Below are 13,365 nucleotides of genomic sequence, written 5' to 3'. Positions count from 1 at the left end.
CCTCGAATGTAAGAAATCCTGAAATTTGACCTGTCGAGAGAGGCTCATTCTGCGTCGGTCCCGCCTCCATAGCGGCCTTTCGCAGGTCTTCCTGGTGCTGTTCGCGCTGCTGGCGATCATGGCGCGGAGCGCCGACGCGCCGCTCGCCGGCAGCGAATTCGGGAATTATCTCTCGGAGCTGGACGATCCGCAGGGCGATGCTGCGGTCCTCGCCGGCGCCACGCTCAGCGTTGCCGAGGACCCCGAGGAAGACCCGGACCGGGAAGAAGCCACCGTCCTCATCATTGCGACGCTCCACTGCGCCGCCGATGCCGAATATCGGGCGACCGATGCCTGGCATCCCTCCGTTCCGCGCCCGTCGGCGCATCCCTGCACAGGCCCTCCGATCCTCTGAAGCGACGGCGGCCGGGCGCACCTTGGGGGGGGCCGCGCCGCCTCATCCGCGATAACCCGCGACCCTGCGGCCATCGAGAGCCGCGCGCTGGCCGGGACGTCGCGCATGCCGCTCATGCGGCACGCCTTCGGAGTGAGTTTCGATGGAAAGTCTCGGCCCCGAGCTGCTCAAGCTCGTGCAGATCATCTGGATCAACATCATCCTGTCCGGCGACAATGCCGTCGTCATCGCCATGGCCTGCCGCGGCCTGCCGCCGGACAGGCAGCGTCCCGGCATGGTGCTCGGCGCACTCGTCGCAGTCGTTCTGCGCATCGTCTTCACCGTCGTCGTCGCGGCACTTCTCTCGACCCCTTTCCTCAAGATCGTCGGCGGCTGCCTGCTCCTGTGGATCTCGGTCAAGCTGGTGCTCGGTGAAGACGAGGATGGCGGCGGCGTGGTGCAGCAGACCGCGCGGCTCTGGCACGCCATCCGAACCGTGGCGATCGCCGATGCGGTGATGAGCCTCGACAATGTCCTGGCCATCGCCGCCGTGGCGAAGGATTCCACCACGCTGCTCATCGCCGGCCTCATCATCTCGGTGCCGCTCATCGTCGCCGGCTCGGCGATCATCATGGCTCTGCTTGGCCGTCTGCCGATCCTGGTCTGGGCCGGAGCCGCGCTGCTCGGATGGGTCGCCGGCGAGATGCTCGTTTCCGACCCGTGGTTGCTCGGGACCTTCGGCGAGGGGCTCATCCAGCGCATCGAACTCCCCGCCGCCGCGGTCGGCGCGGTCTTCGTGGTGGCGCTCGGCCATGTCCTCAGCCGTCGCGCCGCCAGACACAAAAACCGGGAACAGGAAGCCTGATCGTCCGATCAGGTGAGACAGGCCAATCGCGACTTCGCTCCGGGTCGCGTCGCGATAGCTCCTTCTCACACTTTGCGGTCAGGAGGCGCCACAGTTTCGCTTGACTTTAAGTTCCTGTTTTGTTCTAATGCAGGGATGGTCGATCCTGGGATCAAGGCCCGGACTCCCTCTGCCGCTTCGCCGGCCACGGACGAGGCCGACCTGGCGATGCTGTCCCGCATGGCCGCTGGCGCCGAGACGATGGCCATGGGCTTCCAGGCCCGGGTCATGGCCGCCCTCGAGGCCGACGATCTCGACCGCGCCGGAGAGGCCGAGACCCACTTCAGCAGCCTGTTCCGCGGCATCCGCCGCGCCATCGCGCTGAAGGCCAGGCTGCGCCGGCAGCGGGAGGAGGCGCGGCGGAAGGCCGAGGCCGGCACCGACCGGCGGCAGGACCGGAAGGACCGCCGGCGCCAGGCCGTCGCCGCGGGCCTGTCCCAGGCCATCGCCGTCGCCAAGCCCGAGGCCCGGGAACGGCTCACCGCCGATCTCTGGGAACGGCTGACCGAGAACGACCGCATCGATGCCGACCTCGCCGACACCGCCCTGCCGATCGCAACCCTGATCCGGCGGCTGGGCCGCCAGATCGGCCTCGCCGGCAGCGTCATCGCCTATGGCCTCGATCCGGCCCTGGCCAGGGCCGATCGGGCCGCGGCCGGCCCGAAGCCATGGGACCAGCCCTCCGGCCCGGCTGCCGCCCCGCCGCCGCCTCCGGACCCGTCCCGCCCCCGCCTGGTGGTCGCGCGCGGCATCCCGGCCAGCCTTGTCGGCGGACCCGAGGGCGAGCACTGGATCCACAACGTCACCACCGGCGAGGTCACCGACAAGACCGGCAAGGTCGTCCGCATCCTGCCCGTGCCCGAGCAGCCCTGGCGGCCTGGTGCCGGCGACACCGTATTGCCCGCCAGGACCGCGCCGGCCGATCCGGGCGGCGCCCGGCCTCCGTCAGCGGCCGGACCGCCGGATCCCCCGCCGCCGCTCGATCCGGACGAAGCCGAGTTCCAGCGCCAGGCGGCCTATGCCAAGCAGTACGGCATCACCCTGCTCAGGCCGCCCGCCCTGGCACGGCGCCTGGGATTGCCCGAGAATGGCACGGCCGACGGCGGCCCTGTCCCCGGCTTCGGGAACCGGGGCGCGCGGACACGAGGCCGTGAGCAGCGGACGCCGCGAGGCCGCCGTCAGGCGGCCTCGCCGGGAGTCCTTCCGGCGCGGTCGGTCGCCCGATCCGGACCGGCCTCATTCCGTTGGGTGATCGTGCCCCGCCCCGCTCTCCTCCGGCCATTCGAGCTTGAACGCCTGCTTCAGCTCCGAGATCTGGCCCGGCGACAGCAGGCGCGGGTTCAGGCCGCGCAGCAGCAGGTGCAGCTTCGCCGTCTCCTCCAACTCCTCCGTCGCATAGACCGCCGCCTCCAGGCTCTCGCCCGCCACCACCGGGCCGTGATTGGCCAGCAGCACGGACGAATAGCGCCCGGCCAGGCCGCGAATGGCGTCCGCCACCGCCGGGTCGCCCGGCCGGTAATAGGGCACCAGCGCCGTCGCCCCGACCCGCATCAGGTAATAGGCGGTCAGCGGCGGCAGCACCGCCTTGGGATCGATGCCCGGCAGCATCGACACCGCCACGGAATGGGTCGAATGCAGATGCACGATGGCGCGGGCCGAGCCGCGGGTCTCGTACAGGGCGCCGTGCAGCGGGATCTCCTTGGTCGGCTTGTCGCCGGACAAAAGCCGCCCCTCGGCGTCGAGCCGCGACAGCCGCGCCGGGTCGAGGAAGCCGAGCGAGGCGTTGGTCGGCGTCACCAGCCAGCCGCCATCGTCCAGCCGCAGGCTGATATTGCCGGAGGACCCCGGCGTCAGCCCGCGCTCGAACAGCGAGCGGCCGAAACGGCAGATGTCCTCGCGCAGGCTGGTCTCGTCCATGAATCCTTCCTCCGAATGCGGTCAGGCGGTGGCGCCGGGGATCAGCTCGAAGCCGAGATCGACGACCACCGGCGGTTCGCGGCCGCAGACCAGCCGCGCCCCGACCTCCCCCATCCGCACCCGCGGCGAGCGGATGGTGGAGAGCGGCTGCGGCAGCGCCTGGCCCAGGTCGAGCCCATTGAAGCCGAACAGCGCCACCTGGTCCGGCACGGCGATGCCGCGGCTGAGGCACAGGAAGCAGCCGCCCATCGCCATGTCGTCATTGGAGAAATAGACCGCGTCGACCCGGTCGGCACCCTCGCCACGGTCGAGGATCCGCGCCAGCCCTTCCCGCCCCGAGGCGGCGGAGGACCGGCCCGGCAGGATCTCGGTCGCGACCAGGGCCGCCGGGCTTTCCGACAGCGCCTCGCGAAAGCCCTCGAACCGCTTCGCCGCGCGCCGGTCCTGGCTGAGATCGTGCCCGACATAGGCCAGGCGGCGATAGCCGCGCTCGATCAGATGGCGGGCGCTGGCCCGCCCGGCCGCCCGGTTCGACAGGCCGACGACGATGTCGAGCCCGGCGCCGTCGAGATCCATCAGTTCGGCCACCCGGATTCCGGCATTGGCGAGCATCGCCCGGCTGCGGTCGGTGTGCTCCAGCCCGGTGACGATCAGCCCGGCCGGGCGCCAGGCCAGCATCGCCTCGATCAGCCCCTCCTCCCGCGCCGGGTCGTAATCGGTGACGCCGACCACCGGCCGGAACCCGGCCGCATCCAGCACGGCTTCGGCGCCGCGCAGCACGTCGGGAAAGACGATGTTGGCCAGCGACGGGATGATCACCCCGACCAGGTTCGAGCCGGCCGAGGACAGGGTGCCGGCCAGGCGGTTCGGCACATAGCCGAGGCGCCGCACGATCTCCAGCACCCGCTCGCGCGTTTCCGCGGCCACCGGCCCGCCGCGCAGCACCCGCGACACGGTGATCTTGCTGACCCCGGCGGTGCGCGCGATGTCCGCCAGCGTGATGCCCTTGGGATCGAGCCTGCGAGTGCGCGCCATCAGGCCCTTGCCTTCCTGGCCCGGCGGGACAGAGTCATCTCGGGTGACAGAAGCGGCGCCGGGGCCATGGGTCTTTCCTGTGAGCAGCCGCCCTCACGGCGTTGATACCGATATCATACTCTATCATGGAATTGTATAGCAGTCAGTTTATGGCTTTTCGGCTTTGTTGGATCGCCGTATGATATCGGTATCAGAAGCGAACGGATGCAGCGCCGGGCCGGCTGCGGCCCGGGTGACTGCACTTCGCCGAGACGAGGAGAATCGGAATGCAGGAAGCAGGGAGGACGGGCCGCGCCGCCGTGATCGGGCTCGGCTCGATGGGGCTGGGCATGGCCCTGTCGCTGCGCCGCGCCGGCTTCGAGGTCGCCGGCTGCGATCTCTCCGCCGCCGCGGTCGAGCGGCTGGTCGCTGCCGGCGGTACCGGCGCCAAGACCCCGGCCGAGGCCGCCGCAGGCGCTGACATCGTGGTCTCGGTCGTGGTCAATGCGGCCCAGACCGAATCGGTGCTGTTCGGCGAGGCCGGCTGCGCCGCGGCGATGCCGGAGGGGGCGGTCTTCGTCTCCTCCGCGACCATGGCGCCGGAGGCGGCGCGCGGCATGGCGGAGCGGCTGGAGGCGACCGGCCGGCACTATCTCGACGCCCCGATCAGCGGCGGCGCCCAGCGCGCGGCCGAGGGCGCGCTGACCATCCTCGCCTCCGGCAGCTCTGCCGCCTTCGCCACGGCCCGGCCGGCGCTCGACGCCATGGCGGCGAAGCTGTACGAGCTCGGCGACGCGCCCGGCACCGGCGCCGCCTTCAAGATGGTGAACCAGCTGCTGGCCGGGGTGCATATCGCCGCCGCCTGCGAGGCGATCGCCTTCGCCGCCCGCCAGGGGCTGGACATCCGCAAGGTCTATGAGGTGATCACCGCCTCGGCCGGCAATTCCTGGATGTTCGAGAACCGCATCCCGCATGTGCTGGACGGCGACTATGCGCCGCGCAGCGCGGTCGACATCTTCACCAAGGATCTCGGTATCGTCATGGACATGGCGCGCAGCGGCAAGTTCCCGGTGCCGGTGGCCGGCGCCGCCCTGCAGATGTTCCTGATGACCGCCGCCGCCGGCATGGGCCGGGACGACGACGCCTCGGTCGCCCGGCTCTACGCCCAGATCGCCGGCCTCGACCTGCCTGGCGTGCCGAAGAAGGAGGGATAGATGCCGCGCTTCGCCGCCAATCTCAGCCTGATGTTCACCGAGTGGGACTTCCTCGACCGCTTCGACGCGGCGGCCGGGGCCGGCTTCACCGCGGTCGAGTACCTGTTTCCCTATGAGCATCCGCCGGAGGCGATCGCCGAGCGGCTGGCCCGCAACGATCTGACCCAGGCGCTGTTCAATCTGCCGCCGGGCGACTGGGTCAGGGGCGAGCGCGGCCTGGCCGCCCTGCCCGACCGGGCCGACGAGTTCCGCGCCTCGGTCGCCACCGCCCGGACCTATGCCGAGGCAACCGGCGTCGGCCGCGTGCACATGATGAGCGGCAACGCCGACCCGGCCGACCCGCGGGCACAGCAGGCCTGGCGCGAGGCGACCTTGTTCGCCGCCGAGGCCTTCGCCGCCAAGGGGGTCGACGTGCTGCTGGAGCCGCTCAACACGCGCGACATGCCGGGCTATTTCCTGGGCGACTTCAACCGGGCCGCGGCCCTGATCGGCGAGCTGGGCCTGCCCAACCTGAAGCTGCAGTTCGACTGCTACCACCGGCAGATCCTGCATGGCGACGTGACCATGGCGCTGCGGGCGCTGCTGCCGATCACCGCCCATGTCCAGATCGCCAGCGTGCCCGGCCGGCACGAGCCGGACATCGAGGAGCTGAACTACCCGTTCCTGTTCCAGGAGTTGGAGCGGCTGGGCTATGCCGGCTTCATCGGCTGCGAGTACCGGCCGCGCGCCGGCACGCTGGAAGGCCTCGGCTGGTTCGCGCCCTATGCCGGCCGCCGCGAAGGATGAGGAGGAGACGATGACCCTCGTGCTCGGCTGCGTGGCCGACGACTACACCGGCGCCTCCGACCTGGCGAACACCCTGTCCAAGGCGGGGCTGCGCACGGTCCAGACCATCGGCGTGCCGCGCGACGACCTGGACCTGCCGCCGGTCGACGCCGTGGTGGTGGCGCTGAAGAGCCGGTCGATCCCCGCCGCCGAGGCGGTGGAGCGCAGCCTGGCCGCCGCGCGCTGGCTGCGCGGCCGCGGCGCCGGCCATGTGCTGTTCAAGATCTGCTCGACCTTCGATTCGACCGATGCCGGCAATATCGGCCCGGTGACCGACGCGCTGCGGGCCGAGATCGGCGCCGGCCCGGCCCTGGTCACCCCCGCCTTTCCGGAGACCGGGCGGACGGTCTATCTCGGCCATCTCTTTGTCGGCACCGTGCCGCTGCATGAGAGCCCGTTGAAGGATCACCCGCTGAACCCCATGCGGGATTCGAACCTGGTGCGCGTGCTGGCCCGGCAGAGCCGGGCGCCGGTCGCCCTGCTGCCCCTGGCCACGGTGGAGGCCGGGCCGGAGACGGTGCGGACCACCCTCCGCCAATTGGCGGCCGAGGGCGCCGGCGCGGTGATCGCCGACGCGGTGCTGGACCGGCATCTGGAGACTTTGGGCGTGGCGGCGCTGGACCAGCCGATCTCGACCGGCGCCTCCGGCCTCGGCCTCGGCCTCGCCCGGGCGCTGGTCGCCGCCGGCCGGATCACGGCCGCGGGCGGGATCCAGGCACCGGCCCCGATCGGCGGCCCGGCCGCGATCCTGGCCGGCAGCTGCTCGCAGGCGACCTTGGGCCAGATCGCGGCGGCGGAGCGGAGCATGCCGGTCCTGCGCCTCGACCCGGAGGCGCTGGCCGGCGATCCCGCCGAGATCGGTCGGGCGCTCGCCTGGGCCGGGCGCCATCGCGCCGAAGGGCCGGTGCTGATCGCCAGCAGCGCGCCGCCGGATCAGGTGGCGGCGGTGCAGCGGAAGCTCGGCCGCGATGCCGCCGGCCATGCCATCGAGCAGGCGATGGCGCGGATCGCTTTCGGCCTGGTCGAAGCCGGCGTGCGCCGGCTGGTGGTGGCGGGCGGCGAGACCTCCGGCGCGGTGGTCGACGCCCTGGCCCTGCCCGCCTTCCGCATCGGCGCCGAGATCGCCCCGGGCGTGCCGGTGCTCCACACCGTCGGCCGCGAGCCCTCGATGGTGCTGGCGCTGAAATCCGGCAATTTCGGCGGCCCGGACTTCTTCGCCGACGCGCTCAGGGCGATGCCATGAGCCAAGGCGGATGGGCCTGAGCCACCCCCTCACCCGAAACCGCTGCGCGGTTCCGACCTCTCCCCAAGGAGAGGTATAGGGGCCTAACGCTCTCTATTCCCTCTCCTCGGGGAGAGGGAGGGGCCCGTCGCGTTGGCGACGGGAGGGTGAGGGGGAGAGCGGTGCCGCCCTCAGAAGATCACCGGCTCCGGCTCCAGCGCCACGCCGTAGGTAGCCTGGACGTCGCCCTGGATCTGCCGGGCGAGGTCGAGGATCTCGGCCCCGGTGGCGCCGCCGCGGTTGACCAGGACCAGCGCCTGGCGGTCATGCACTGCGGCCTGGCCGACCGCCCGTCCCTTCCAGCCGCAGCGGTCGATCAGCCAGCCGGCGGCCAGCTTCACCCGTCCGTCCGGTTGCGGATAGCCGACGATGCCGGGGAAGGACACGGAGAGATCCTGATACTGATCCCCGGGCACGATCGGGTTCTTGAAGAAGCTGCCGGCATTGCCGATCACCGCCGGGTCGGGCAGCTTCTGTCGCCGCACCGCGACCACGGCGTCGAAGATCTCCGCCGCTGCCACATCCGTCCGATCGCCGAACACTCGCGCCAGGTCGGGATAGGTCGTGACCGGTGCCCAGGGCCGCGGCAAGCGCAGGGTGACGGCGGTGACGATCCAGCGCTCCGGCTCGCGCTTGAACAGGCTGTCGCGATAGCTGAAGCGGCAGGCCGCGCGATCGAGGGTGACGAAACCGCCGGTCGCGGTGTCGAAGGCGCGCAGACTGTCGAACCGCTCCTCCAGCTCCACCCCATAGGCGCCGATGTTCTGGATCGGCGCGGCCCCGGCCGTGCCCGGGATCAGCGCCAGATTCTCCAGCCCCGGCTGGCCCTGGACGATGGTCCAGGCCACCAGATCGTGCCAGACCTCGCCGGCCCCGGCCTCGACCAGCACCGTCTCGGCGCCTTCCCCCACCAGCCGCCGGCCGGGGATCCGCATCAGCAGGGTCAGCCCGTCGAAATCACCGGTCAGCACGACATTGCTGCCGCCGCCCAGCAGCCGGCGCGGCAGGCCAGCAAAGCGCGGATCCGCCAGCACCGCCGGCAGGTCCGCCTCGTCGCGGATCTCTACGGCATGGCGGCTGCGCGCGGCGATGCCGAAGCTGTTGGCGGATTGCAGCGGGTGGTCGGTCAGGATCTGGTACATCAGGCGACTTCGGAACGAGGATCAACTTCAGTCTGTCATGCTCGGGCTTGACCCGGGCATCCAGAAGATGTCGAGGCCCCTTGGATTGCCGGGTCGAGCCCGGCAATGACAAGAAGAAAGATCGGTCGGGACGGCTACACGATCTCGTCGATCAGCTTGGCGATCAGCGCCTGGATGAAGCTGTCGCGGCCCTCGGCGGTGCGGACGAAGGCGCCGATGCCGCCGATCACCTGTTGCCGGTAATAGTCTTCGAGCCAGTCATATTCGTCGAGGATGACGAGGGCGTTGACCGTCACCCCCGCCGTCTCCGCCGCGTCGCGGGCCAGCGTGGAATCCAGCCCGGCATTGGAGAAGCCGTTCGAGACGATGTCGATGGTCTGGCGCGGGCCGTCGAAGCCGCTGCCCTTGAACAGCTCGAGCGCGTCCAGCACGGCGCTGCCGATCGCGGTCGATCCCGCCTCCTGTCCGGCCGGCGCCGCCAGCACCGCCTCGGCGAAGGCATCGGCATCGGCGGCGCTGGCGAGCCGGCGCCAGGGCAGCAGCACCTTCAGGCTGTGCGGGCCGTCGAAGCGCGCCAGCGTCACCGCGATGCCGGGGCCGGCGGCGACGGCCGCCTTGACCTTGTCGTCGCGGAAGGCGGCGGCATGGCCGCGCAGCTGGAACTCCAGCGCGCCGGTGGTGATGCTGGCCGAGGCGTCGACCAGCAGCACCAGCTCGAGATCGACCGGTTCCTCTGCCGGCGCCGGCTTGGGCTCCGGCGCCGGATTCTGGGCCGCGAGCGGCCGGGCCAGCAGCGCGCCCGCCAGCCAGCCGGCGAAGTGCCGCCGCCTCATGGCGCCAGCGTCGCCAGGAAATCGTCGGCGTCGCGCCAGAAGGCGCTGCGGATGTCGTCGCGTTCCATCAGGATCTCGTGCCGGGCGTCCGGATAGACGCTGACCCGGCACTGCGGCATCTGTTGGGCGACCCGGCGGGAGGCGACGTTGTCGACCAGCCGCTCCTGACCGGCCAGCAGCATCAGCACCGGCACCCGGATGGACGGCGCCTCGCGCGTGATCGCGGCGGAGGATCGAAAAGCCGCCGCCAGCCAGCCCCAGGTGATGCCCGAGACGCGGTAGTCCGGATGGTCGCGGAACCAGTCGGCCTGGATGCGGTTGCGCACCGGATCGCTGGACAGCAGCCGCCGCGGGTCGAGCAGGCGCTGCGCGTCATAGCCGCCCTCGCCCGGCGCGTAGCCGCGGCCGCGGCCCAGGACGGCCGCCATCGGCGACAGCAGCCGCGCCGCCTGGCGGGCATAGGGCTGGGCGATCGGCATCACCATCGGTGCGGTCAGGATCGCGCCGGCGGCGAGATCCGGCTGGGCGGCCAGCAGCCGCAGCGCCAGGTGCCCGCCCATGGAATGGCCGAGCAGGATCAGCGGCCCCTCCCCGGCCGGCCGTACCACCTGGTCGGCGATCAGCGCCACGTCGCGCACCAGCGGGTCGAAGCTGTCGTAATGGCCGGTCTCGTCGCCCATCGGCGTGCGCGACGACAGGCCCTGGCCGCGCCAGTCGAAGCCGAAGACGCGAAAACCGCGGGCGATCAGCTCGCCCGCGGTCTCGCGGTACTTCTCGATGAACTCGCTGCGGCCGTTCAGGATCAGCACGGCGCCGCGCCGCCCCTCCGGCTCCGGCCACGCGGCCCAGCGCAGCCGCGCCCCGTCCGGCGTCGTCAGGACATCGGTGCGGGGCGCGGCGGCGAGGTCCATCCGCCTATTCGGCCTTCACTTCGGACCGCAGCGCCGCCTGCGCCGCAGCCAGGCGGGCGATCGGCACCCGGTAGGGCGAGCAGGAGACGTAGTCCAGCCCGACCGATTCGCAGAAATGGATCGAGGCCGGGTCGCCGCCATGCTCGCCGCAGATGCCGAGCTTGATGTCCGGGCGGGTCTTGCGGCCGCGCTCCACCGCCAGCGACACCAGCTCGCCCACCCCGTCGCGGTCGAGGGTGACGAAGGGGTCCTGCTCCAGGATGCCGGCGCGGGTGTAGTCCGGCAGGAAGGTGCCGGCATCGTCGCGGCTGATGCCGAAGGTGGTCTGGGTCAGGTCGTTGGTGCCGAAGGAGAAGAACTCCGCCGTCTCCGCCAGCTCATGCGCCCTGAGCGCGGCGCGCGGCAGCTCGATCATGGTGCCGATGAGGTAGTCGAGCTTGAGCCCCTTCTCCGCCTCGACCGCGGCGGCCACCGCCACGATCGCGGCCTTGAGGATGTCGAGCTCCTTCTTCGAGAAGGCCAGCGGGATCATGATCTCCGGCGTCACCGTCTCGCCGGACGCGGTCTTGACCTCGGCCACCGCCTCGAAGATCGCCCGCGCCTGCATCTCGTAGATCTCCGGGAAGGAGATGCCGAGGCGGCAGCCGCGATGGCCGAGCATCGGGTTGCTCTCGTGCAGCTGGGCGGTGCGGTGCCGCACCCGGCCGAGATCGACCCCGGCGATGCGGGCGACCTCCTCCAGATCCTCCTCGGTCCGCGGCAGGAACTCGTGCAGCGGCGGGTCGAGCAGCCGGATGGTGACCGGCAGGCCCTTCATGATGGTGAACAGCTCGACGAAATCCTGCCGCTGCATCGGCAGGATCTCGGCCAGCGCCGCCTTCCGCGCATCCACCGATTCGGCCACGATCATGCGGCGCACGGCGGTGATGCGGTCGGCCTCGAAGAACATGTGCTCGGTCCGGCACAGGCCGATGCCCTCGGCCCCGAACTTGCGCGCGGTGCGGGCGTCCAGCGGGGTCTCGGCATTGGTGCGGATCTTCATCCGCCGCACCTCGTCGGCCCAGCCCATCAGCTTGGCGAAGTCGCCCGACAGCTCCGGCTGCACGGTCGGCACCTCGCCCTTCATCACCTCGCCGGCGGCGCCGTCGATGGTGATGACGTCGCCGGCCTTCAGCGTGACGCCGCCGACCGAGACGGTCCTCGCCTTGGTGTCGATGCGCAGCTCGCCGGCGCCGGAGACGCAGGCCCGGCCCATGCCGCGGGCCACCACCGCCGCGTGGCTGGTCATGCCGCCGCGGGTGGTCAGGATGCCGGCCGCGGCATGCATGCCGTGGATGTCCTCCGGGCTGGTCTCCTCGCGCACCAGGATGACCTTGTCGCCCATCTGCGCCTGGGTCTCGGCCTCGTCCGCGGTCAGCACGATCTTGCCCGAGGCCGCGCCGGGCGAGGCCGGCAGGCCCTTGGCGATGACCTCGCGCTTCGCCTTCGGGTCCAGCGTCGGGTGCAGCAACTGGTCCAGCGCCTGCGGCTCGACCCGGCGCACCGCCTCGCGCTGGTCGATCACGCCGGCCTCGGCCAGCTCGACCGCGATGCGCAGCGCCGCGGCGGCGGTGCGCTTGCCGTTGCGGGTCTGCAGGATGTAGAGCCGGCCTTGCTGGACCGTGAACTCGATGTCCTGCATGTCGCGGTAATGGCTCTCCAGCCGGTCGCGGATGTCGCAGAGCTGCCGGAACGTCTCCGGCATCGTCTCCTCCATCGACGGCAGGTCGCTGCCCGCCTGCTCGCGCGATACCTTGGTCAGGTTCTGCGGCGTGCGGATGCCGGCGACCACGTCCTCGCCCTGGGCATTGACCAGATACTCGCCGTAGAAGGCGTCCTCGCCGGTCGACGGGTTGCGGGTGAAGGCGACGCCGGTGGCGCAGTCGTCGCCCATGTTGCCGAACACCATGGCCTGGACGGTGACCGCCGTGCCCCAGCTGGCCGGGATGTCGTGCAGGCGGCGATAGGTGATGGCGCGCTGGTTCATCCAGGAGCCGAACACGGCGCCGACCGCACCCCACAGCTGGTCCTTCGGGTCCTGCGGGAAGGGCTGGCCGAGATCGGTCTGGACCACGCCCTTGTAGCGGTCGACCAGGGTCTTCAGGTCCGCGGCCGTCAGCTCGGTGTCGAGCGACACGCCGCGCTCGCGCTTGATGCCCTCGAGCTCGTCCTCGAAGCGGTAATGCTCCACCCCCAGCACCACGTCACCATACATCTGGATGAAGCGGCGGTAGCTGTCATAGGCGAAGCGCTCGTCGCCGGTGCGGGCGGCGAGGCCGCCGACGGTCTCGTCGTTCAGGCCGAGATTGAGCACCGTGTCCATCATGCCCGGCATCGAGGCGCGGGCGCCGGAACGGACCGAGACCAGCAGCGGGTTGGTCTTGTCGCCGAACTTGGCGCCGACGATCGTCTCGATCTGGCCGAGCGCAGCCTGGACCTGCTCCGTCAGCTCGTCCGGATAGGCCCGGCCGTGGTCGTAATAGTAGGTGCACAGCTCGGTGGTGATGGTGAAGCCGGGCGGCACCGGCAGCCCCAGAACGCTCATCTCGGCGAGATTGGCACCCTTGCCGCCAAGCAGGTTGCGCATGTCGGCGCGGCCATCGGCCTTGCCGTTCCCGAAGCCGTAGACCCATTTGGTCATTTCGTTCGATTCTCCGCCTTGGCGTTCGTGGGAGACGATTGAGTCGGATCTTAGACCCGAAACGGCGGAAGCGGTACGTCGGCCCCCGACCGGGCATTCGGGCGGGCTACGTGCAGACAGCCGCCTTCCAGAGCCCTTGCGGTCGGAATCATCGTACCTCCGCCTCGATCCAGCGCAGCGGGAACAACGGTTCGATCCCCGTGCGTGTTCCGTGTCTTGCAGCGCAGCGAGGCAATGAAGTCAAGCTCGGAAAGGCCGCTGGATTCCTCA

Annotated in this window: 12 protein-coding genes; 5 read left to right on the top strand and 7 right to left on the bottom strand. The window is 70.9% G+C overall.

Annotation, left to right across the window (positions count from 1 at the left end; all coding sequences use genetic code 11):
* Nucleotides 1-94: 94 nt before the first annotated feature.
* Nucleotides 95-394: a hypothetical protein gene (locus tag QFZ27_RS19980; RefSeq protein WP_429228152.1), complete on the top strand. Its 300-nt coding sequence runs from the start codon at nt 95-97 to the stop codon at nt 392-394.
* A 142-nt stretch (nt 395-536) separates the two neighbouring features.
* On the top strand, nt 537-1,238 hold the full coding sequence (locus QFZ27_RS19975) for a TerC family protein (protein WP_429228151.1): 702 nt from the start codon (nt 537-539) through the stop codon (nt 1,236-1,238).
* A 78-nt stretch (nt 1,239-1,316) separates the two neighbouring features.
* Here QFZ27_RS19975 and QFZ27_RS19970 read toward each other — a convergent pair whose 3' ends face one another.
* From QFZ27_RS19970 to QFZ27_RS19960, 3 genes are all read right to left on the bottom strand, one after another.
* Entirely contained in the window at nt 1,317-2,075 is a 759-nt protein-coding gene (locus QFZ27_RS19970) for a hypothetical protein (RefSeq protein ID WP_429228150.1), read from the bottom strand.
* A 438-nt stretch (nt 2,076-2,513) separates the two neighbouring features.
* The gene (gene otnC / locus QFZ27_RS19965; RefSeq protein ID WP_429228148.1) at nt 2,514-3,194 is read right to left on the bottom strand and encodes a 3-oxo-tetronate 4-phosphate decarboxylase; all 681 of its coding nucleotides are present in this window, start codon (nt 3,192-3,194) and stop codon (nt 2,514-2,516) included.
* Between the two features lie 21 nt (nt 3,195-3,215).
* On the bottom strand, nt 3,216-4,229 hold the full coding sequence (locus tag QFZ27_RS19960) for a LacI family DNA-binding transcriptional regulator (RefSeq protein WP_429228147.1): 1,014 nt from the start codon (nt 4,227-4,229) through the stop codon (nt 3,216-3,218).
* 266 nt (nt 4,230-4,495) lie between these two features.
* On the opposite strand from QFZ27_RS19960, the gene ltnD reads away from it, so the two are divergent.
* From ltnD to otnK, 3 genes are read left to right on the top strand one after another with little or no spacing between them, the layout of a single operon-like run.
* Nucleotides 4,496-5,422: an L-threonate dehydrogenase gene (ltnD, locus tag QFZ27_RS19955; protein ID WP_429228146.1), complete on the top strand. Its 927-nt coding sequence runs from the start codon at nt 4,496-4,498 to the stop codon at nt 5,420-5,422.
* Nucleotides 5,423-6,208 carry a 2-oxo-tetronate isomerase gene (otnI, locus tag QFZ27_RS19950; protein ID WP_429228145.1) on the top strand — a complete coding sequence of 262 codons (786 nt, stop codon included), beginning with the start codon at nt 5,423-5,425 and terminating at the stop codon, nt 6,206-6,208. It abuts the gene before it with no gap.
* Nucleotides 6,209-6,218: 10 nt separating this feature from the next.
* The gene (gene otnK, locus QFZ27_RS19945) at nt 6,219-7,490 is read left to right on the top strand and encodes a 3-oxo-tetronate kinase (RefSeq protein ID WP_429228144.1); all 1,272 of its coding nucleotides are present in this window, start codon (nt 6,219-6,221) and stop codon (nt 7,488-7,490) included.
* Between the two features lie 170 nt (nt 7,491-7,660).
* On the opposite strand, the gene murB is transcribed toward otnK, so the two are convergent.
* From murB to ppdK, 4 genes are all read right to left on the bottom strand, one after another.
* Nucleotides 7,661-8,671 (bottom strand): UDP-N-acetylmuramate dehydrogenase, encoded by a 1,011-nt coding sequence (murB, locus tag QFZ27_RS19940; RefSeq protein ID WP_429228143.1) that lies wholly within the window; start codon nt 8,669-8,671, stop codon nt 7,661-7,663.
* Nucleotides 8,672-8,805: 134 nt separating this feature from the next.
* Nucleotides 8,806-9,504 carry a DUF1194 domain-containing protein gene (locus tag QFZ27_RS19935; protein WP_429228142.1) on the bottom strand — a complete coding sequence of 233 codons (699 nt, stop codon included), beginning with the start codon at nt 9,502-9,504 and terminating at the stop codon, nt 8,806-8,808.
* Nucleotides 9,501-10,415 (bottom strand): alpha/beta fold hydrolase, encoded by a 915-nt coding sequence (locus QFZ27_RS19930; RefSeq protein WP_429228141.1) that lies wholly within the window; start codon nt 10,413-10,415, stop codon nt 9,501-9,503. The genes QFZ27_RS19935 and QFZ27_RS19930 overlap by 4 nt, the downstream gene beginning before the upstream one ends.
* 4 nt (nt 10,416-10,419) lie before the next feature.
* The gene (gene ppdK, locus QFZ27_RS19925) at nt 10,420-13,095 is read right to left on the bottom strand and encodes a pyruvate, phosphate dikinase (protein ID WP_429228140.1); all 2,676 of its coding nucleotides are present in this window, start codon (nt 13,093-13,095) and stop codon (nt 10,420-10,422) included.
* Between the last annotated feature and the right edge of the window lie 270 nt (nt 13,096-13,365).

Origin of the sequence: Inquilinus ginsengisoli, assembly GCF_050434925.1 — a bacterium.
Classification (GTDB): Bacteria; Pseudomonadota; Alphaproteobacteria; order DSM-16000; family Inquilinaceae; genus Inquilinus; species Inquilinus ginsengisoli_B.
The sequence above is the reverse complement of the archived record's forward strand: the minus strand, read 5'-3'. Positions and strand labels throughout refer to the sequence as shown.